This is a genomic window from Phenylobacterium sp., assembly GCF_030654915.1.
GTDB lineage: Bacteria > Pseudomonadota > Alphaproteobacteria > Caulobacterales > Caulobacteraceae > Phenylobacterium.
Genome location: NZ_JAURWM010000042.1, coordinates 1 through 20079 on the forward strand (window position 1 = coordinate 1; position 20079 = coordinate 20079).

Sequence of the window (20079 nt, forward strand, 5' to 3'; positions counted from 1 at the left end):
ATCTTCATGTCAAAGACGAACCCTTGAAGATCAAGATAATCGGCGTCGAGCCGGGCCTTTTCCTCGATCGGCAGATCGTCGCGTCCGTTGACCTGGGCCCAGCCGGTGACACCAGGTCGCAGCGCCTCGACCCCAGCCGCGGTCCGCAGCGCCACCAGGTCGTCTTGGTTGAACAGCGCCGGGCGCGGCCCCACCAGGCTCATATCGCCGATCAGCACGCTCCAAAGCTGCGGCAGTTCATCAAGGCTGGCACGGCGCAGGAAACGGCCCAGCGGCGTGATCCAGGCCTGCGGATCGGCCAGCAGGTGGGTGGCCACGTCCGGGGCGTCGGTCCGCATGGTTCGGAATTTCGGCATCAAGAAGATGCGGTTGAACCGCCCAACCCGCCGCGACCAATGGATGGCCGGACCGGGGCTATCCAGTCGGACGGCCAAGGCGATCACCGCCAGCACTGGCGAGAGGACGAGAAGTCCCCCCAGAGCCGCCACGATGTCGAACGCCCGCTTGATCACGCTGCCTCGTCCCCGCCGCAAGCCGGCGGCCAAGGCATAGACCGGTCAGGCCATCTGCGCCAAGCCTAGGCGGTCCAGACGCGGGCCAGCCCCTGGTCGCCGAGACGGCTAACCGTCCACTCGCAGATCGCCGTCAGCGGCTCAATGAATCCCGCCGGCGCATTCGCCACGACCAGGGCGCAGCCATTCATCTTCATGGGGTCGGACAAGGGCCGCATCCGCGCCTCAGCCACCAGCAGCGGCCCGGCATATGCGTCCTCGGCGTCCCGCACGAAGGCGTCGAAGGTCTCGAGATCCTTAAGCGGCAGCCAGACCAGCACCACCGCCTTGGGGTTCCGGGCGGTCACATCGCTGATGGTGGTCACGATCCGGCGATAGTCGTCGGACTTCTCGAACGGCGGGTCGATGAGGATGAGCACAGAGCCGGAAACCCGCGTCCTCGACGCCGCCTCGTTGAACCCGTCGGCGCAGACGGTCTTGACGCCAGCCTTGCCCTTGAGCGCCGCCTTCAGGGCGTCGTGTTCCTCTGGCCGCAGTTCGCAGCCCAGATAGCTGTCCCCCGCTCGCAGCGCGCCGGCGACCAGCAGCGGCGAGCCCGGATAGTATCGCGTCGCGCCGCCGTCGTTCAGGTCGGACACCGCCGCGCGGAGTGGTTGGAAGGCGCCTGGCAGGTCGTCAGCCTTCATCAACTGGCCGATCCCGGCTTCGCCCTCTCCTGAACGCTGTGCCTCGTCACCGCTCAGATCGTAGAGCCCGCGCCCCGCATGGGTGTCGATCACGTTGAGCGGCCCCGGCTGGGCCTGCATCGTCGCAAGCAGGTCCAGCAGCGCCGCGTGCTTCACCAAGTCGGCGAAATTTCCAGCATGAAAAGCGTGACGGTAGTTCAAACCAAAGTCCCCTGTCCGACGCAGGAACCGCGCCGATCCGGCCCCGTTTGAGGTCGGACGAGAAGGCGCTCTCTGCCACGTCTCGCCAGGTTTCCAAAGGCGCTCCATGCCCCGCGATGTCGGCGATGTGCAATTGATCGAGACGAACCGCCTCGCCAGGGGCCTGGTCTATGTCAACGATCATGACCCGGGACTGAGCCGCGTCGGCGCGTCGGCCGGCTTTGGCTATCGCGACGCCGATGGCCGCCCCGTTAGCGACGAGGCGACGCTCTCACGCATTCGCGCCCTGGTCATCCCGCCAGCCTGGAGCGCCGTTTGGATCTGCCCGACCCCGCGCGGGCACATCCAGGCGACCGGCCGCGACGCGCGAGGCCGCAAGCAGTACCGCTACCATGAAGACTGGCGGCAAGCCCGCGGCGGGGTGAAGTTCAACCGCCTGATCGCCTTCGGCCGCGCCCTGCCTCGTCTGCGCGCCAGGGTGGAGGCCGATCTCTCCAAGCGAGGCTTGCCCCGCGAGAAGGTGTTGGCCGCGGTGGTTCGCCTGATGGAATTGACGCTGATCCGCGTGGGCAACGAGGAATATGCCAAGACCAACAAGAGTTTTGGCCTGACCACGCTTCGTGATCGCCACGCCAAGATCACCACCGGCGGCGCGGTCTTCGAGTTTCGCGGCAAGAGCGGCAAGCTCCACAGCACCAGGTTTCAAGACCGCCGCCTCGCCCGGATCGTGAAGTCCTGCCAAGATATTCCAGGCCAGCGCCTGTTCCAATATCTCGACGAAGATGGCGAGCGGCGCTCCATCGAATCCACGGACGTCAACGCCTACATTCGCGAGGCGATGGGCGAGGACTTTTCCGCCAAGGACTTCCGAACCTGGGCCGGCACGCTCTCGGCCGCGCAGGGTCTGATCGAGCAGCCGCCGTCGAACAGCGCCAGCGAAGCCAAGCGGCAGGTCGCGGTCACGGTGAAGGCCGTCGCCGCCCTGCTCGGCAACACCGCGGCCGTCTGCCGAGGCTCCTACATCCACCCGTTGATCCTGGAAGCCCATGAGCGCGGCGCACTGCCGCTCAAGCGAGCCCGCTCCGCGCGGGGCTTCGAACTCTCGGTGCTGAAATTTCTTGAGACAGCCCAAGAGTCCGCGACGTAAGGCTTCGAAAACACGGTACGGCGCTCTAGTCAGACGTCCGAAATCGGCGTTAGGCTCCCCCAAAAGATCATAGGGAGGGCGGAATGCTCGGGAATAAACTGCGCTTCGGCGCCTTCATCGCGCCATTCCATCCGCTCGACGAAAACCCTACCCTGGCGATCCAGCGTGACCTGGAGCTCGTCCAGTTGATGGATCAGCTCGGCTATGAAGAGGCCTGGATCGGCGAGCACCATTCGGCCGCCTACGAGCTGATCGCCTCGCCCGAGGTGTTCATCGCCGCGGCCGCCGAACGCACCAAGCACATCCGCCTGGGCACCGGCGTCTCGTCCCTGCCCTATCACCACCCGATGATGCTTGCCGACCGCATCAACCAGCTCGACCACATGACCCGCGGACGGGTGATGTTCGGCGCGGGTCCCGGCGCGCTCTCCTCCGACGCCTTCATGATGGGCATTCCGGGGGCCAAGCAGCGCGACCGCATGGACGAGGCGCTCGACGTGCTTGTGCGGCTGCTTCGCGGCGAGGAGGTCAGTCACGACAGCGACTGGTTCCAGTTGGTCAACGCCCGCCTGCAGATGACGCCCTATTCCCGGCCATCGGTGGAGATCGCCGTGGCCAGCCAGGTCTCGCCGACCGGCGCGCGCGCGGCGGGCAAGCACGGGATCGGCCTGCTCTCGCTGGGCGCCACCACCAGCGCGGGCTTTAACTCGCTGGCCGCCAATTGGGGCATAGCCGAGGACATCGCCAAGGAAAGCGGCAAGACGATGGACCGCAACGCCTGGCGGCTGGTCGGGCAGATGCACATCGCTGAAACCAAGGACAAAGCGATCGAGCAGATCCGCTTCGGCCTCGAGAAATGGATCTATTACTTCCGTGAGATCGCCAACCTGCCGATGGTGCCCGACGACTTCGCCGGGGATCCGGTCGAAGCCTATCTGTCGCTCGGCCAGGCGGTGGTCGGCACGCCCGACGAGGCCATTGAGCGGATCGAGCAGCTGATCGAGGAAAGCGGCGGCTTTGGCTGCTACCTGATGATGGCCCACAACTGGGCCAACTGGGAGAACACCAAGCGTTCCTACGAAATGATCGCCCGCTACGTGGTCCCGCACTTCCAACAGCTCAATGTGAACCGACAAGCGTCCATGGAGTGGGTGCGCCAGAACAAGACCGAGTTCACGGCCCAGACCCGCGCGGCCGTCGGCGCCCGCATCGTCTCGCACATGATCGAGAAAGGGACCGAGCAGATCCGGCCGGAGATCGTCGCCTTGATACAAGGCGCGGCCCCGAAAGGATCGGCGGAGTAACGGTCAGGGCGCGGTCGCGCACTGCGGCCGCGCGCGTATGTTCTCGCACCCGCTTGAGGAGCGCCGATGGACGTCCAGGCATACTTCGACAGGATCGGCTTCACCGGGACGGCCCGGGTCGACCTAGAGACTTTGACCGTTCTGCATCGCCTGCACCTGCTGGCGATCCCCTACGAGAACTTCGACGTCCTGCTCGGCCGGCCCGTCAGCCTGGCGCCGGAAGCGGCCTTCGAGAAGCTCGTGACTCGGCGACGCGGCGGCTGGTGCTACGAGATGAACGGCCTGCTGGGCGGGGTGCTGGAGGAGATCGGCTTTTCGGTCACGCGAATGGCCGGCGCGGTGATGCGCGCCGAACGCGGCGACGTCTCACTCGGCAACCACCTGGTGCTCAGGGTCGACCTGGACCGACCCTACATCGCCGACGTCGGGTTCGGCGACGGCATACTGGAGCCGGCGCCCCTGGCGTTTGGACCCTATCAGAGCGCCGGCTACGACTTTCGGGTCGAGGACCTGGGCGACACCTGGTTGCGCTTTCACAACCACGACCAGGGTGGCGCCCCCTATTTCGACTTCCGCCTGGAACCCGCCGCGTTCGACCAGTTGAACGCAACCTGCCAGTGGCTCGCCACCTCGCCGGACTCGATCTTCACTCAGACGGCGCTAGCCTTTCGGCACACGCCTGACGGGATCGTCGGCCTGCTTGGCCGCACGATACGGCGCATCCGGCCTGGCCAGAAGACGACCGAACTCATTGAGTCGGAAGAAGCATTCGTCGCGGTCCTACAGCGGCAGTTCGATCTCGACATCCCCGAGGCGGCGGCGCTCTGGCCTCCGATCTGCGCCAAACATGCCGAGCTTTTTCCTGAGGTCTCCAGCGCCTGAGCACAGGCTAGGCCACGCTCCGGCCGTCATAAAACCGTGCCTGGACTCGGCAGGCAAGGCGCCCCAGATCCCAACTCACGGGGGATCTGGAGAGACGAGATGACCTATCTGTCCCTGCCGCCCTCCGTCACCGTGAGCCCGACCATTGTAGGGGTCAGCGTCCTCACCGATGACGGGATCACCGTCCAGGTCAGCCTGCCCCGACCGCGAGGCCTGAACGAACTCCCCGCGGACGAGGTGGCCGACCGCGCCATGCGCCTAGCCTGGGAGGCGCTGCAAAGCGCCGCGAGAAGCCTCGACCCCACCTAAGAATTCGAATCGCCTGGGGTTTTGAGAGAACAGCGCAATTCACAGACACGTGATCCGAACCATTGCGCGGCCGTCTCGGTACTGACTTGCGGAGGGATCGTCCTCCTTTCGCAACGAGATACCCGGAGGGTGCTCCATGACTTTGAAGCTTATGGTCTCTGCGTCGGCGCTCATCTTTGCGGCCGCGCTCGCCAACACCGCCGCGGCCCGCGGCATTGATATCGACGACAACAATTTCGCCGCGGCCGGCGTCGGAAACGACGGTACCTCCACCGCCACGAACGACTCCAACAACACCTCGACGAAGACGTCGACCGATACCGATACGACGACCAAGTCGTGGGCGGATAGTTCGACCACCACCAAGACGGACACCGACACCACGACCAAGACGGACGACTCGTACAATACGAGCACCAAGACCGACACCACGACGAAGACCTACACGGACAACTCGGTCGATACAGACACGACGACCAAGGCCGACGACTCCTATAACACCACGACGAAGACAGACGACTCGTACAACACGAGCACTAAGAATTCGGGCAACACCAAGACCGTTGACTCGAATAACACTGACAACTCAGTGAATACGAAGAACGAAGACTCCTACAACACGACCAACAAGACCTTCACTGAGAACAAAACCTGGAACGATAACTCGGTCCACACCTCGACCTCGACCCTGTCCAAGCAGGACCTCGACGCGAGCGTCACCGGCACCAAGGTCGATTTTGACGGTGAAAATCCAACCACCCTCACGACCGGCGCGATCGGCCATAGCGGCGGAGCATTCGCCAGCTATGCAGGTATTCAGACGTCCAGCGCCAACACCGGCATCGGATCTCTGAACCAAGCGGCGACCTCTCTTGCCGCAAACGCCAGCATCTCCTTCGGCGCCGCCCCATAGCGCCACGAGATGTGAGTTCTGGCCCGGCGAACCCCCATTGGCCGGGCCAGGCTCGTTTCATTCAGCGGTTCCTCCGCGGAGAACTGAGATGCGCAATCTTCCAGCGATCATGGCGCTGATCATCGTCGGCAGCGCTGGCGCGCCCGCCCTCGCTCAGACGGCGCCGGCCGAAAGCGAGATGGTTGCTCCGCCACCAGCGGCCGAAGTCCTGTCCACCGAGGCGCTCGAAAACGAGAGTGCTCAGGGTGTCGACACCACCGTGCTCTCCGAACAGCAGCTCAACGCGACCACCAGCGGCAACTCGGTCATCGCCACCACCATGCACACTGGCGACGTGGCGTTCTCGAGCAGCGCCCTCAGCGGCTTCGCCGGCGTCGGCAACTTCGTGATCAACACCGGCAACAACAGCAACCTTCAGGGGACGATCAACGTCAGCATCGTCACCACCGCGCCGCCGCTATGAAGCGCGCGCTCGGCATCCTCGCCGGGCCGCTCGCCGCCGCCCTGGCGCTCCTCTCGAACGCGCCGGCGAGCGCCCAGGTCGCGATCGTCGAGGGCGGGGCCAACTACAGCCTCAATGTCATCTCGATGCGCGACATCCCGTTCCGGACAATCGTGCGCCAGCAATACGATTATAGCTGCGGGTCAGCCGCCCTCGCCACCCTGCTCTCCTACCACTACGGCCTTCGCGTCAACGAGGGACAGATCTTCAAATCCATGTACGAGCGTGGCGATCAGGCCAAGATCCGCGAGGTCGGCTTCTCACTGCTCGACATGAAGCGCTACCTTGAATCCCACGGCCTCGCCGCCGACGGCTACCGCGCCACTTTCGACCAACTGGCCGCCGCGAAGGCCCCCGCCCTGCTCGTTGTGAGAACCGGCACCTACCGGCACTTCGTGGTGCTGAAGGGGGTCCGCGACGACAAGGTGCTGATCGGCGATCCTGCCCTCGGCCTGAAGATCTACGACCGCGAAGAATTCATGCAGATGTGGAACGGCATCGCCTTCGCCATCCACGACAGCGCCACCCGCGATCCCAGCTACAACCGCGAGGAGGAATGGCGGCCCTGGGCGATCGCGCCGTTGGGAATGCCGCTGAACGACAGGTCGCTTTCGTCCTTCACCCGCGGACTGCCGCCGATCTATCAGATCACCGACATCACATCGCTCGATCCGATCTTCCGATGAAACGCGTCCTCACCCTCACCGTCGCCATGGCTCTTTGCACCGCGTGGCCGGCCGCCCAGGCCCAGGCCATCGAGGATTTCGCAGATGCGGATGTCTTGTCGCTGGAGCAACTGGACGAGGTCCGGGGCGGCCTTCAACTGCCCAGCGGCGCCGAGTTCGGGTTCGGGGCCGTGATGAGCACCTTCGTTGACGGCAGTCTCGCCCTGCAGACACGGCTGACCTGGACCGCTCTTGGCCCGATGGAAACCGTGGAGGTCGGCATGTTGACGCCCAATCTGGCGGCGACGGCGGCGGCTGGCGGCATCAACCTCCAGGATGGGCCGACCGTCCAGGGCCTGGTGATCAGCGGCGACGGGGGGATCACCGCGGTGGTCCACGGCGTCTCAGGGCAACATCTCACCAACCTGGTGATCAACAACGCCAACAATCGCGAAATCCGCCAGTCGACGGACATCACCCTGGACATCCCCGGCTTCGCGCAGATGCAGCAAGACATCGTCGCACAGAACGTCGACCTACGGCTTCAAACCGCCTTGGGCCTCGCCCTGCGCGACGCCGCCACACGCTAGAACCGGTACGGCAGCCGGAAGACCACCCGCATGTCCGGAGCATCGCTGGTCACCCCGAACTCGAAGCTGTTAGTCAGGGTCAGTCGCTCGGTCAGACGGTACGACAAACCCATTTGCAGCGCCCCGACCTGCAGCGTGTTGGACTTCTGAATGGTCTCGCCATATTGCGACTCCGTGGCGAAGATGAAGTTGTGGCTGTAGCCGAACGAGACCGAGAACCGCGGATTGAGCGCCAGCCCAAAGCCGATGTTCGCGCCGATGGAATCCCCAGGATCGACCCGGCCGACCATGACCTCGCCGATCACCTTATTGATGTCCCGGGGTATGTGATAGAGATAGCTAATTCCGCCAAATATAACTGCTGGATCAGTGGGATAGAGCATTGTCACGCCGACTTCCGTGGCCCAGAACCCTGACCCTGTCGCTAGGCTGGTGGCGACGCCAAACTCATCGTAGTTGACATCGTAAGGGCTCTTGCCGGTCGGCGGCTTGACCCTGGCGTTGGCGACGAAGATCGGCTTGCCGGGCAGCCCCCGGCTGATCTGGTAGCGGGCCGAGAACTCGATATCGCCGAGATCCTGAGCCTCCAGCGTGGTCGTTCGCGTGATGCTCTCGTCGCGTTGGGCCAGGGTTGTCACGCGATCGTGGCGATAGACATACGGAATTCTGCCCTCGATCTCGAAGCGATCCCCCAGGCCGTACCGCGCGGTGAGCGTGCCCACCAGCGTGTCGCGATCGGCGTCATTGGCGTCGATGACCCCAAGTTGCACGCCAGGAATGATCTCCACCCCGCGGAACACCAGCCGGTTGGCGCTGGACCGCGTGTACTCAATGGTGGGCTCGATGATCAGCGCCTTGTTCGGCGTCAGGACGCCCATGCCGGGCGGGATCGCCGCCACATCCTCCTCAAGCCGCCGCGCCGGAGATGGCGGCGCTTCGCCGACGGGTCCTGTGGGCAGGGCGGCGCCGTTAGCCGGTGGCGCTTGGCGCGCCGCAAGCTGCACTGGCGCGGAAGCGCCGGCCTCCGGCGCCGCCACGCCGTGGCCGCCCCGGATGTCTGACAAGATCTGTTCGCGCTGCTCCCGCAGGGCGCGGATCTCCAATCCCTGGCTCTCGATGAGCGCGCGCTGCTCAGCCAGCTTCCGCTCCTGCTCGCTGATGCGCAGGCCCTGCGCGTTGAGCTGGGCCTCGATCTTGTCGAGCTGAGCCTCCTCGGCCTCTGACGCCTGGGCGGGCGAGGCCAGTACGAAGGGAGCGGCGAGCAGGCCGCCGGCCATGAGGCCGGCCGCGTACTTCCTGGAAAAGGCGATCGTCATCTTGTCTCCAGTGCGGACGGAACATCCGGTCGCCCGGACGGCTTGGTTCAACCTGTCAGGGCGTGGGACCGGCGGGATGATGCCCACCGTCGGCGTAAATCGAGCGACTTCGGTTCACCGGCGGATCGAGCAACAGCGTAAGCTGCTCCCTCGCCCTGTTGACGCGGCTCTTCATCGTCCCGACCGGACACCCGCAGACCTGAGCGGCCTCCTCGTAGGTGAGCCCCGTAGCCAGGACGAGCAGAACCGCCTCGCGGGAATCTGGGCTGAGGGTGTCGAGCGCTTCGAGCAACTCGCTGTACTCGACTCGCCACTCCTGCTCGGCCGAACAGGTCAGGCTGGCTGCGAACTGGCCGTCGACGTCTTGGACAGTCAGCCGACGCTTGGCGATGTCCGTGTAGAAACGGGTTCGAAGTATCTTGAACAGCCAGGGCTTGAGCTGCGCGTCCGGCTGAAAGGCCGCGCGATAGCTCCACGCGCGCACGAGGGCGTCCTGCACGAGGTCGTCGGCCTCGCTACGCGAGCGGGTCAAGGCGGTCGCGTAAGCCCTCAGTTGAGGAATAAGTCTAACCACCTCATCCTTGAATGGTGAGTTCGGCATGACAATGGACGCTTCCCCCTTGGCCCGTTAAACGGCCCAGGTTGTTTTGTGATCCAAGTTAAACGTAGCCCCTAAGCCACACGCACAAGCACTATTCGCCACCAATACGCATAACGCAGTTATTTGGATCACCGGAAACGTCGATTACTACCCAGGATTTGACCAAACATCCGCAAGTTGCCTATCGGACAACTTCCACGCTTCAACCTAAGCTTGATCCGCGCAGCCAGGCATGGGTCTGGGGCCACCTGGCGGCGACCAGCGCAACCAGCGGGCCGCCCGGCAGCACCGCCGAGCGGCGGAAGTCGGCCGACGGAAAATCGCCAAAGTCACCAACCCGATAGATCTTCGCTCCACGGCGAAAGCCGCCGGCCAAGACGCAGACCAGAGCTGTCCTCGGCCAACCTTGGCGCGGCTGCCCCGCCGGGGTCCGAAATAAAAACACCCCCCAATCGCGTCGATGCGATACGCATAGAGGGGTAAGCCAGCGTCCCGGCCCCAGCGACCGTCGCGCCCCGAGCTTGACGCCCGCCATTGAAGTCGGAAGATCCCGCGCGCGTCGGCTTGCCCCGGGAACAGATTGAGGCTCGTCCTCATCGATCCCCTTGAGCACGCGGCTCAAGGCCGCCAACCAGATGTGATCAGCCGGCGCCCCACGCAGGAACGCCCCACCGACCTCTTCAAAAATCCGGACGGTCAAACGGCAGCTCGGACAAAACTGAAGGTGGGCGACCACGACAACACCGGGCGCCGTGTGGAGGGCGCCGCTCGCATAGTCCGAAAGCACACCCGTGGAGGGGTGGGCCGACAAGGTCACGGCCCGGCGACCCTCGTGCGGAGGTGGGCCACAGCGAGCCGCAGACGCGACTTGACCGTTCCGAGCGGCAGGCTCAGTTCTTCGGCGATATCGGCGTGGGCGCGCCCCATGAAGAATGACATGCGCAGCACCTCAAGTTGCTCTTCAGGAAGCATGCTGAGGGCCTTCTCGATATCCCGCTCGCTCTCCCTGCCGACACATACCTCCTCAGGCGTTTTCGGTTCGGTCAGGCTTGTTCCCAAGTCTTCAGCCAACAACGAGGGGTGCCGCTCGCGACGAAGCGCATCGATGCGTAGATTGCGGGCGATCGTGAAAATCCAGGCCGAGGCGCTGGCCTTCGAGGGATCAAAGGTTCCGGCCTTGCGCCAGACATTGATGAGGGTTTCCTGCGCCAGATCCTCGGCCGCCTCGGCGCTAAGCCCTTGACGGTGCAGGTAGGCCTTTACCCGCGGCGCGAAGTCCATGAACAGACGCACGAAGCATGCGCGGTCCCCCGACCGAGCGATCCGCAGGATGTCCTCGGTCGTCGACAAGCGGTAGTGATTGACACTATCAAGCTTCACTTTAGCGCTTCCGTCCGAGCTGCGCGCAAGTTGAGCGTTAGTTTGTTCTATTCTTCAGATTGAACGATTACACAATCCCGCCGCATACGCGACACATTATTAACCAGTGTTACATGGCCGACGCACCGCCCATCTTGGAATGCGGTCGAAACTACAATATCTGGACGGCACGCCACCCCTAGCCACCAGAATTAGAAGCGGCGCGCTGGGCGCCCGTTAGTCCTCAGTGTCGACGGAGGCCTGCATAGCAGGGGCGTAGCGGGGACCGGTGACTGTCTGGGGGTTCACCAATTCCTCGACCTTGGCCATCACCTCGGGCGACAGCCTGATCTCGGCGGCCCTGGCGTTCTCCACCATGTGGTCTGGATTGGTGGTGCCGGGGATCGGAACCTGGGTCGTTTCCTTCTGAAGCAACCAAGCTAGGCACAACTGGGCCGGCGTGCAGCCGGTCTCCCGCGCGAGTTCGGCGAACCCGCCGAACATCCGCAAGTTGGCCGCGAACGCCTCGCCCTGGAAGCGCGGCATCCCTTTGCGGAAATCGCCATCCTCCAACTGGGCGAGGTCGCTCACCCCGCCGGCCAGGAATCCTCGCCCGACCGGACTGAAGGCGACGAACGTCACACCCAGTTCACGGCAAGCGTCCAGCACCGCGATTTCCGGATTGCGGGTCCACGGTGAGTATTCGGTCTGCAGGGCGGCGATCGGGTGAACCGCATGGGCGCGGCGCAGGGTGGCGGCCGAGACCTCCGAAAGACCGATTGTCTTGATCTTGCCTTCGGCCACCAGTTCGGCCAGCGCCCCGACGCTCTCCTCGATCGGCACGCGCTTGTCCCAACGATGCAAATAGTAGAGATCGATCACATCCGTCTGGAGGCGCCTCAGGCTGCCCTCGCAGGTGGCCTTCAGAACCTCCGGCCTGCCATTGAGCTCGCGCTGATCGCCGTTGGTCAGGCCGCATTTCGAAGCCAGCACGAACTCGTCGCGCCGATGCTTAAGCACCTCGCCGACCAGGGTTTCGTTGTGCCCAACCCCATAGACCGCGGCGGTGTCGAAGAAGGTGTATCCGGCGTCGAGGGCCCCGAGCAGAACCCGTTCAGCCTGCTCGCGCGGCGGTGGTGTCCCATAGGCGTGGGACAGGCTCATGCAGCCCAATCCGATCGCCGAAACCTTGAAAGGGCCTAGCTGCCGCTGGTCCATGCGCCGCGCTCCATTCCTGCTCTGTCACCTTGGAGACAGCGTCACCGAAACGGAGCGGTCAAGGGGTGGCTAGGGATTCACGGTCATCTTGATCAAGATCCGCCCCGGATTGGCCAGGGCGAAGCTTTCAGGCACTTCCACCTGGGAGGCCAGCTTGACGGCCTCGATGGCATGGACGCCCTCGGCGTCAACCGCCTTGCAGTCCGTCAAGTTTGCGCCGCTCACCTGGCAGTCAACCAGCACCGCTTGGGACACAGTCTCGACGAAGGGCGTCACCGGCGCGGGCGGGGCGTAGGAACTTGAGAGCGCGGTGGTGACGGCGAGAACGGTCAGGAACATGGGGCCTCGGCGGTTAACTAAGGTTACTCAAGTGTGAAGATTGGCGGAACGCAAGTGTTTCATTCCGGTGCAACCTCCCTTCTCCACCGCAATCGGCATGCCCATCATGAGCCCAACTCAAGCGCGCGTGAGCACGGGCCGACCGCCGCGCGCTTGGTGGACGGCCTGGCCACGCCCCCAAAGCCAAGACGGCGACGCGAAACCAGGCGCCGGCGCCCATCTGGGTTGCACCGCAGCGAACGAATGCTGCGACGCAAAATATTGGCTTGTGTCATCGCCGCGCCGGGGGCAGGAAGAAACCCAGGCGAAGCGGTCACGACTAGATTTGAACCGCCGCCGAGAGGGAAACGCCGGGAGGTGGTTGGTCTTCAACCCCTTTCCGGGACTACATATTATGATCCGCACTCTTGTTCTGACCGCCGTGGCCACCCTGGCCATCACCGCCCCCGCCCACGCCGGCTCCATCCGCGTCGCACTCGCCGGCAAGTCGCTCGCCCAGGTCGAAGCTGAAGTCGGCAAGGCCGCGCGCACGGTGTGCTTCCGTGAAACCCGCAGCGAAACCCTGGCTCTCGAGGCCTATAACCGCTGCGTGAAGGCGACCACTCAAGTCGCGCTCGACACCCTGGCGACCGCGCAGGTTCCGTCGAACTCGAGCCTGGCCGCGAACTAAAAACACCCAGTAAGCTTTGGCAAAGGCCGGCGGTGACGCCGGCCTTTCGCTTGTCTGGTCAGCAGCAGCGGAAACCGCCCGAGCCGCCGCCATAGCGGGCGTCCTGGCGATTGCGGAAGAATTCGACTCGCGTCATCGGCGCCTGATCAGGATGGGTCCGCGTGACGTGCTCGACATAGGTGTCGTAGTTCGGGACGCCGACCATCAGCCGCGCCCCATCGCAGAGGCAGCGGGCGAAATCGGCGAAGGGGTTCGACTGAGCCATCCCCCTACTCCGCGGCGATCATGGCGGGTTCGGCCTCGCGAGCCGTCCAGCCTTCAGCGCGATAAGCCTTGATGCAGGCCTTGATCCCGAACCAGATCATGCTCAGCACCACAGCGATGAACAGGACGCACAGCGCCGCGTCGATGCGGTCGTTCCAGACGATCTTGGCCATCTGCCCGGCGTCCTTGGCCGGAGCCAGCACCTCGCCCGCCGCCAGCGCGTCGCCATAGCGCTTGGCGTGAGCCAGGAAGCCGATGGCGGGGTCGGAGGAGAACACCTTCTGTCCGCCGGCCGTCAGCGTGCAGATGCACAGCCACAGCGCCGGGACGATGGTCACCCAGGCATAGCGCTCGCGCTTCATCTTGAAGATCACCACGGTCGCCAGGATGAGGGCGATCGCCGCCAGCATCTGGTTGGAGATGCCGAACAACGGCCACAGCGTATTCACCCCGCCCAGCGGATCGGTCACCCCCTGGTGCAGGAAGTAGCCCCAGGCCGCCACGCACAAGGCGGTCGCCGTGATGTTGGCGGGCCACGACGCCGTGTTCTTGAAGGCCGGCGCGAAGGTTCCCAGCAGGTCCTGCAGCATGAACCGCCCGGCGCGCGTGCCGGCGTCCACCGCCGTCAGGATGAACAACGCCTCGAACAGAATGGCGAAGTGGTACCAGAAGGCCATCATCGCCTTGCCCCCCAGCACGTGGGAGAAGATGTGCGCCATGCCGACCGCCAGGGTCGGCGCGCCGCCCGCGCGCGAGATGATGGTGGTCTCGCCCACGTCCTTGGCGGTCTGGATGATCACCTCGGGCGAAACCGGATGCCCCATCGCCGCGACCGCCGCGGAGGCGCTTTCGGCCGTCGTACCGACCACGGCGGCCGGGCTGTTCATCGTGAAGTAGATGCCGGGATCGAGGATCGAGGCGGCGATCAACGCCATGATCGCCACGAAGCTCTCCATCAACATGCCGCCGTAGCCGATGAAGCGGGCGTTGACCTCATTGTCGATCAGCTTTGGCGTGGTGCCCGAGGCGATCAGAGCGTGGAAACCGGAGACCGCGCCGCAGGCGATGGTGATGAACAGGAACGGGAACAGCGTGCCCGACCACACCGGCCCGCCGCCATGGATGAACGGCGTCAGGGCCGGCATTTGCAGGGTCGGCCGCATGATCACGATGCCGATGGCCAGCGCGAGGATCGCCCCGATCTTCAGGAAGGTGGAAAGATAGTCGCGCGGTGCGAGCAACAGCCAGACCGGCAGCACGGCGGCGATCGCGCCATAGCCAATCAGGATCCAGCAAAGCTGAATGCCGGTCAGGGTGAAGAACGGCGCCAAGGTCGGCGAGGCCGCCACATACTGACCCAACACGATGGCCCCGATCAGCAGGGCGAAGCCGACGACCGAGACCTCGGCGATCTGGCCCGGCCGGATGTAGCGCATATAGACACCCATCAGGATCGCGATGGGAACGGTGGCCGCCACCGTGAACGTGCCCCACGGGCTGCCGGTCAGCGCCTTGACGACGATCAGCGCCAGCACCGCCAGGATGATGACCATGATCATGAAGGCGCCAAACAGCGCGATCACGCCCGGGATCGGCCCCATCTCCTCGCGAATCAACTCGCCCAGGGACTTGCCGTCCCGGCGCATCGAGATCACCAGGACCAGAAAGTCCTGCACCGCCCCAGCCAGCACCACACCGGCGAGGATCCACAGCACGCCCGGCAGATAGCCCATCTGGGCCGCTAGCACGGGCCCAACCAACGGCCCCGCGCCGGCGATGGCGGCGAAATGATGCCCGAACAGGACGTTCTTGTTGGTCGGGACATAGTCCAGGCCGTCATTGCGCGTGACCGCCGGCGTCGGCCGCGTCCCGTCCAGGCGCATGACGTTCTTGGAGATGTAGAGGCTGTAGTAGCGGTAGGCGACCAGATAGACCGACAGCGCCGCGGCCAAGATCCACAGCGCGTTGACGTTCTCGCCCCTGGCGATGGCCACGACGGAAAGCGCTACGGCCCCGATCAGAGCGAGCAACGCCCAAGGACCGTGCTTGCGAACCCACGTCATTCCGCTACTCCCCAACTCAGGCCGCCCACCCGGCCGCTCTATTGGTTACATCCGATTGAGCCCGCACGGGAACCTCTCTAGGAGGCAAGTCATGGCGAAATCAGCGATCAACGCCGATCTGGCCGCGACCCTCGACCTGGTGGCCGCGGGCTGCGCCGTCCTGAGTGACGACTGGTGGGTGTTCGGCGGCGCCGGCATGGCCCTTGCCGGCGTGCCCGATCTCGACCCGCCTGACGTGGATCTGATCGTCAGCGAGCGGGACGCCATCCAGCTCATCGCGCTTTGGGGCGCCCACATCCAGACGGGCGAAGCTTCGCCGCTCTTTCGCTCAAGGATCTTCGCGAAGGCGCAGATCGGCCCCCTGCCCGTCGAGATCATGGCTGGCTTCGAGGTGCGCGAGCCCCATGGCTGGTCTCCGGTCTGGCCGAGGACGCGTCAGACGGTTGAGCGCCCTGGCGGGATGCTCTTCATCCCGACCTCGGCCGAGCAGGCCGAAATTTGCCGCCGCTTCGGACGCCCCAAGGACCTCGCGCGACTCGCCGCCTTAGAGGCCCTGAGCTAGTCGCGCCCCTCGCGCACCCGCACGATCAGCGACTGGCTCGCCGTGGCCATCAACTCTCCGTCCTGCGCGAACAGATACATCGCCCCGTGGCCGAACCCGCCATGAACCCCGGTGATCCGGATGTCGCACAGCACCCACTCCGTAGGCACGATCCGGCGGTAGCGGATGGTGTTGTCCAGGCTGTTTCCGCCGGCGTTCAGGCCCAGCGCATTGCCGATCGCCCCCGGAATGAAATCGGCCATGATCGCCAGCAGGCCAGAATCAGCCTGCAGGCCCTCGCGCGACCGGATCCACAGCAGCAACCGTCCGTCGTCGATCTGTTCGCCGCCGGCCTGGGTTCCCCCATAGTTTCCCTTCGCGACGCGGACCTCGATGCGGCTGTGCAGGTCCTCGCCGCCGCCGCGCCAATGGGCCGCCGGCTCGCAGTCCTCCGGCGGGGCGACCTCTGGCATGGTCAGCCACTGCTTGGATATCTCGCTGGGCCGCGCGCCGAGAGCAGCGTTGACCGTCAGGATCTCCTTGTCGCCGACATGGCTGATCACCCGCGCCTGGCTGTTGTACTTCCCGGCCGCCGGCACGCGCACGTCGAGGTCCACCACGCTGGGGGGCCGCGCATATGAGAGATACTGGGCCGTCGCCCAGATCACTGGCCGCCCGCAGGTCCGCTCCAGGGCGACGATGGCCGAGGCCATGCCCACCCCGCCAAACATGAACAGGTTGTCGCGCGAGCCCACGCAGACAGCGGGGGTCAGCGGCAGATACCAGCGGTGCGGATTGTGCGTCGCGCGCAGGTCGAAAAACAGGGGATCGCTCATGCCCCTCTCATGCGAAGAGCCGAGCTTCAGCGCAAGCCAGTTTCCCTAACGGGAGGCGGCGGCGGCCTCGGCCTCGTTGCGCAGACGGCGATCAGCCTCTTGCATTAGAGCGTCGGTGGACTGGTTGCGCGCCTCGCGGACACGGATCTCATCGACCAGCCGCTGGTCGGCGTTCTGCTCGTGCAGGGCATAGAGGAAGGCGCCGAACCCGCCGACCGCGCCGACCGTCATCACCATCGCGGCGATCGCCGCGATGCCGGTCCAGGCCTTGGATTGCTGTCCGGGAGGGGCCGGCTTCAGATAAGCCGCGCCAATGAAGATCACCCCGGCCAGGAAGGTCGCGCAGCCGCCCTGGTGGATCATCGCCCGCTGCCCGACTAGGTCAGCATTGGCGATCACATTGGGGGCCAGACCGATCAGGCGATTGCCTTCGGTGAGTTGCGAGACCTCGATCGTGCCCGAAAACACCACCTGAGCGAGCCCCAGGATCGCAAGAATCCATCCAGCGATGATCATCGCAGCCTCCAGCCTACAGAACGCGCGCCCGAATCCGCCGGACCCAAGAACTCTACGCCCGACCTAAGGCGATTGCGGCCGGAAACGAAGGCGTTCGTTGGGTTTGATCATCGCGGCGCGGGGCTCGGAAACGCACAAGGCCCCCAGCGGTCAGGCTGGAGGCCTTGTGTGCGGGTACAGCGCGTGCCCCGTGTCGTTCAGCGCAGGCGATCCGTTCGGGACTTTCCCGCTCGCTCGCCTGCGCCTTGATGAGCGATCCTGGCTCGTCAGACGAACCAGTCTTGGGCGACGGCGCTGGCGGAGACCCCGTTCAGGATGACGCTTCCGCCTCCGGTCAGGGTGATGATGGCGTCGCCGCTAGCTGACGTGGCCGCCGACCAGCTCGCGCCCTGTGAGCCAAACTCCAGGGATATCCGGTCGCCTTCGGAGAATGAGAAGTCGGTGATCACATCCGCGCCGTCGCCAGCGCGGAAGATGAACCTGTCCGCCCCCGCTCCGCCCGAGAGCGTGTCCGAACCTTGATCGCCCCAGATGCGGTCGCCGCCGCCGCCGCCGCTGATCATATCCCCGTCTTGCCCGCCGCGGAGGACGTCGGTGCCTTCGCCCCCCGAAAGGGTGTCACGGCCCTGGTTCCCCTGCAGGCTGTCGTCGCCGCGTTCGCCGCTCAAGCTGTCATCGCCGCTCTCACCGGAGATGATGTCGGCGAGATCTTCACTGCGGTCGTGGCCGTCGCCGCCGATCAGGGTGTCGTTCCCAGCTCCGCCATGAATCGTGTCGGCGCCGAAGTCACCCTGGACCCAATCGTCGCCCAGGTCGCCAAACGCGAGGTCGTTGTCCTTGCCGCCGAACACGAAGTCGTCGCCTTGGCCACCCAGGACAGTGTCGTCGCCCTGGTTGCCCTGGACGAAGTCGGCGCCCAGGTTGCCGTGGACGTTGTCGGCGTCCGCGCCGCCAAAGACCTGGTCGCCGTCCTCGCCGCCAAACACCGTGTCGGAGCCGGCGTCGCCGTAGAGCTTGTCGGCCCCGCCTTTGGAGCCGACGGTGTCATTGCCGCCGCCGCCATGCAGTTCGTCGTCGTCGGCGCCCAGCAACATGTGCTGGCTCTGGCCGTCGCCCCAGACATGTTGCGAGCCGTCGCCGCCGATAAGCTGAACCGCACCGACGACGGCCGCGAAGTCGACATTCTGCAGCTGGATCACGGTGCCTGTAGGCAGGCCGCGACCGTCAATGACCAGCGCCGTCATGGGCGAGCCCGGCGTTCCAGACGCACCCGTGATGACGAGGGGCTGGTCCGGGGCGGTGGCGTTGAGAGCCAGTGTGGGGGTTATGGTTTGAATGAGCAGAGGCGCCCCGGCGGGCAGCCCGTCCAGGAAGCCGGAACCAGCCTCGACGAGTTGGGTCTGGTCGAAAGAGCCGCCAGTGCTGTGGGCGCGGATTTCCCGAAGCAGGGCGTTCAGCGAGCTTCCCGCGGCCGCGGGAGCGGACCCGCCGCTGACCTGGAGGCCAAAGCCTGTCGGGACTTGGACGGACAGGAGGTCGACGCCATTGCTTCCGGTGACGAGCGGAATGTCGGCCACGGCGGCCCCACCGACATCGTCAGGACGCGACGAGGTCACGATCGGCACGACGATGGTCTGGGTAGGTTGCCCTTCAGGATTGACGCTGGTCTGCACTTCGATGGTCACCCCGTCGACCGTCGGGGTCGTCGGAGGGGTCACCGGATCCGGCGGCGAAGGAATAGGCGGTGCGACCGCGGCCGTGGTCGGCGAGGTCAGGGTCTCTGCGGCGCCGCCGAGATCGGTGTAGTTGGCGACGACGGTGATGACCTTGCCAAGCTGCGTGCCGGTCAGGTTGAAGCTGGAGCCGGTGGCGCCGCCGATGTCGACGCCATCCGCCCGCCATTGATAGGTAATCGCGCCCACCGCTATCCCATCGGGATCGACAATGGTGTGGCTGACCGTGAGGGTTTGGCCTTGGGCGACCGTGCCGCCGATGGTGAGCGATCCGGTCGGCGCGTCATTCACGTTGGCGACCGAGCCAGTGCTGGATGAAGCGACGTTTTCCACATAACCGGCGCCGTCGGTGTAGCTGGCGACAACGCTGATGGCCTTGCCAACTTGGGCCTGGCCAAGGGTCAAGGCCGCTGCGTTGGCCCCGCCGATGTCCACGCCATCGGCCTTCCATTGGTAGGTGACAACGCCAAGACCATCGACGTCGGCGAGCGTGTTGGACGCCGTCAGGATCGCGCCCTGGGTCGCCGTACCGCTGACGGTCACGGCGCCGGTCGGCGCGTCATTGGAGTCGGCGACCGCCGAGGTGGCCGCCGAGGTGGAAGTCTCAGCGGCTCCACCGCCGTCGGTATAGCTGGCGACAACGCTGATGGCCTTGCCGACATGGGCCTGGCCTAGTGTGAAGGTCGCCTCCGTCGCGCCCCCGATGTCGACGTTGTCGGCTTTCCATTGATAGCTGACCACGCCGATGCCGTCGGCGTCGGCGAGGGTGTTCGAGGCGGTCAGGGTCTCGCCCTGCGTCACCGTCCCGGCGATCGTGACGGCGCCGGTCGGGGCGTCGTTGATGTTGGCGACCTGACCGGTGGGCGAGGAGGCTCTGCTCTCGAGCGTTCCGCCGCCATCGGTATAGCTCGC

At 65.2% G+C, this 20079-nt stretch carries 21 protein-coding genes and 1 pseudogene; 10 read left to right on the forward strand and 12 right to left on the reverse strand.

Features of this window, described 5'->3' with window-relative positions; all coding sequences use genetic code 11:
- The coding region (locus Q7T84_RS01845; protein ID WP_304805900.1) for a sugar transferase at positions 1-509 on the reverse strand (509 nt) is incomplete at its 3' end.
- Positions 510-577: 68 nt separating this feature from the next.
- On the reverse strand, positions 578-1399 hold the full coding sequence (rlmJ, locus tag Q7T84_RS01850) for a 23S rRNA (adenine(2030)-N(6))-methyltransferase RlmJ (protein WP_304805901.1): 822 nt from the start codon (positions 1397-1399) through the stop codon (positions 578-580).
- A 106-nt stretch (positions 1400-1505) separates the two neighbouring features.
- On the opposite strand from rlmJ, the gene Q7T84_RS01855 reads away from it, so the two are divergent.
- The 8 genes from Q7T84_RS01855 (at position 1506) to Q7T84_RS01890 (ending at position 7711) form a co-directional block, all read left to right on the forward strand.
- Entirely contained in the window at positions 1506-2546 is a 1041-nt protein-coding gene (locus tag Q7T84_RS01855; RefSeq protein WP_304805903.1) for a DNA topoisomerase IB, read from the forward strand.
- Between the two features lie 83 nt (positions 2547-2629).
- Positions 2630-3850 carry an LLM class flavin-dependent oxidoreductase gene (locus Q7T84_RS01860; RefSeq protein ID WP_304805904.1) on the forward strand — a complete coding sequence of 407 codons (1221 nt, stop codon included), beginning with the start codon at positions 2630-2632 and terminating at the stop codon, positions 3848-3850.
- Between the two features lie 66 nt (positions 3851-3916).
- On the forward strand, positions 3917-4732 hold the full coding sequence (locus Q7T84_RS01865) for an arylamine N-acetyltransferase (protein WP_304805905.1): 816 nt from the start codon (positions 3917-3919) through the stop codon (positions 4730-4732).
- A 99-nt stretch (positions 4733-4831) separates the two neighbouring features.
- Positions 4832-5041, forward strand: a complete 210-nt coding sequence (locus tag Q7T84_RS01870; RefSeq protein ID WP_304805906.1) for a hypothetical protein — start codon at positions 4832-4834, stop codon at positions 5039-5041.
- 136 nt (positions 5042-5177) lie between these two features.
- A complete protein-coding gene (locus Q7T84_RS01875; protein ID WP_304805908.1) occupies positions 5178-5954 on the forward strand; it encodes a hypothetical protein in 777 nt (258 codons plus the stop codon).
- Positions 5955-6042: 88 nt separating this feature from the next.
- A complete protein-coding gene (locus tag Q7T84_RS01880) occupies positions 6043-6417 on the forward strand; it encodes a hypothetical protein (protein ID WP_304805909.1) in 375 nt (124 codons plus the stop codon).
- A complete protein-coding gene (locus Q7T84_RS01885) occupies positions 6414-7142 on the forward strand; it encodes a C39 family peptidase (protein ID WP_304805910.1) in 729 nt (242 codons plus the stop codon). Before Q7T84_RS01880 ends, Q7T84_RS01885 begins: the two co-directional genes overlap by 4 nt.
- The gene (locus Q7T84_RS01890) at positions 7139-7711 is read left to right on the forward strand and encodes a hypothetical protein (protein ID WP_304805911.1); all 573 of its coding nucleotides are present in this window, start codon (positions 7139-7141) and stop codon (positions 7709-7711) included. The genes Q7T84_RS01885 and Q7T84_RS01890 overlap by 4 nt, the downstream gene beginning before the upstream one ends.
- Here Q7T84_RS01890 and Q7T84_RS01895 read toward each other — a convergent pair.
- From Q7T84_RS01895 to Q7T84_RS01915, 5 genes are all read right to left on the reverse strand, one after another.
- Positions 7708-9027, reverse strand: a complete 1320-nt coding sequence (locus Q7T84_RS01895) for a transporter (protein ID WP_304805912.1) — start codon at positions 9025-9027, stop codon at positions 7708-7710. The two genes, Q7T84_RS01890 and Q7T84_RS01895, sit on opposite strands and share 4 nt — an antisense overlap.
- Positions 9028-9082: 55 nt before the next feature.
- A complete protein-coding gene (locus Q7T84_RS01900) occupies positions 9083-9628 on the reverse strand; it encodes a sigma-70 family RNA polymerase sigma factor (protein ID WP_304805913.1) in 546 nt (181 codons plus the stop codon).
- Positions 9629-10441: 813 nt separating this feature from the next.
- Positions 10442-11008 carry a sigma-70 family RNA polymerase sigma factor gene (locus tag Q7T84_RS01905; RefSeq protein WP_304805915.1) on the reverse strand — a complete coding sequence of 189 codons (567 nt, stop codon included), beginning with the start codon at positions 11006-11008 and terminating at the stop codon, positions 10442-10444.
- 216 nt (positions 11009-11224) lie between these two features.
- Positions 11225-12205, reverse strand: a complete 981-nt coding sequence (locus Q7T84_RS01910) for an aldo/keto reductase (protein ID WP_304805917.1) — start codon at positions 12203-12205, stop codon at positions 11225-11227.
- Positions 12206-12274: 69 nt separating this feature from the next.
- A complete protein-coding gene (locus tag Q7T84_RS01915) occupies positions 12275-12544 on the reverse strand; it encodes a hypothetical protein (protein WP_304805919.1) in 270 nt (89 codons plus the stop codon).
- A 394-nt stretch (positions 12545-12938) separates the two neighbouring features.
- On the opposite strand from Q7T84_RS01915, the gene Q7T84_RS01920 reads away from it, so the two are divergent.
- Positions 12939-13214 carry a hypothetical protein gene (locus Q7T84_RS01920; RefSeq protein WP_304805920.1) on the forward strand — a complete coding sequence of 92 codons (276 nt, stop codon included), beginning with the start codon at positions 12939-12941 and terminating at the stop codon, positions 13212-13214.
- 58 nt (positions 13215-13272) lie between these two features.
- Here the strand turns inward: Q7T84_RS01920 and Q7T84_RS01925 are convergent, their stop codons facing one another.
- Both Q7T84_RS01925 and Q7T84_RS01930 read right to left on the reverse strand, forming a co-directional pair.
- Positions 13273-13479, reverse strand: coding sequence for a YbdD/YjiX family protein (locus Q7T84_RS01925; protein ID WP_304805921.1), 207 nt, complete (start codon positions 13477-13479; stop codon positions 13273-13275).
- 4 nt (positions 13480-13483) lie between these two features.
- On the reverse strand, positions 13484-15541 hold the full coding sequence (locus Q7T84_RS01930; protein WP_304805922.1) for a carbon starvation CstA family protein: 2058 nt from the start codon (positions 15539-15541) through the stop codon (positions 13484-13486).
- A 91-nt stretch (positions 15542-15632) separates the two neighbouring features.
- Here Q7T84_RS01930 and Q7T84_RS01935 point away from each other — a divergent pair, with 91 nt between their 5' ends.
- Entirely contained in the window at positions 15633-16103 is a 471-nt protein-coding gene (locus Q7T84_RS01935) for a hypothetical protein (RefSeq protein WP_304805923.1), read from the forward strand.
- Here the strand turns inward: Q7T84_RS01935 and Q7T84_RS01940 are convergent.
- The 3 genes and pseudogenes from Q7T84_RS01940 to Q7T84_RS01950 form a co-directional block, all read right to left on the reverse strand.
- Entirely contained in the window at positions 16100-16918 is an 819-nt protein-coding gene (locus Q7T84_RS01940) for an acyl-CoA thioesterase II (protein ID WP_304805925.1), read from the reverse strand. The two genes, Q7T84_RS01935 and Q7T84_RS01940, sit on opposite strands and share 4 nt — an antisense overlap.
- 45 nt (positions 16919-16963) lie before the next feature.
- Complete coding sequence (locus Q7T84_RS01945) at positions 16964-17434, reverse strand: hypothetical protein (protein WP_304805927.1); 471 nt, start codon at positions 17432-17434, stop codon at positions 16964-16966.
- Between the two features lie 266 nt (positions 17435-17700).
- A pseudogene (locus tag Q7T84_RS01950) lies at positions 17701-20079 on the reverse strand (hypothetical protein); the annotation flags it as partial.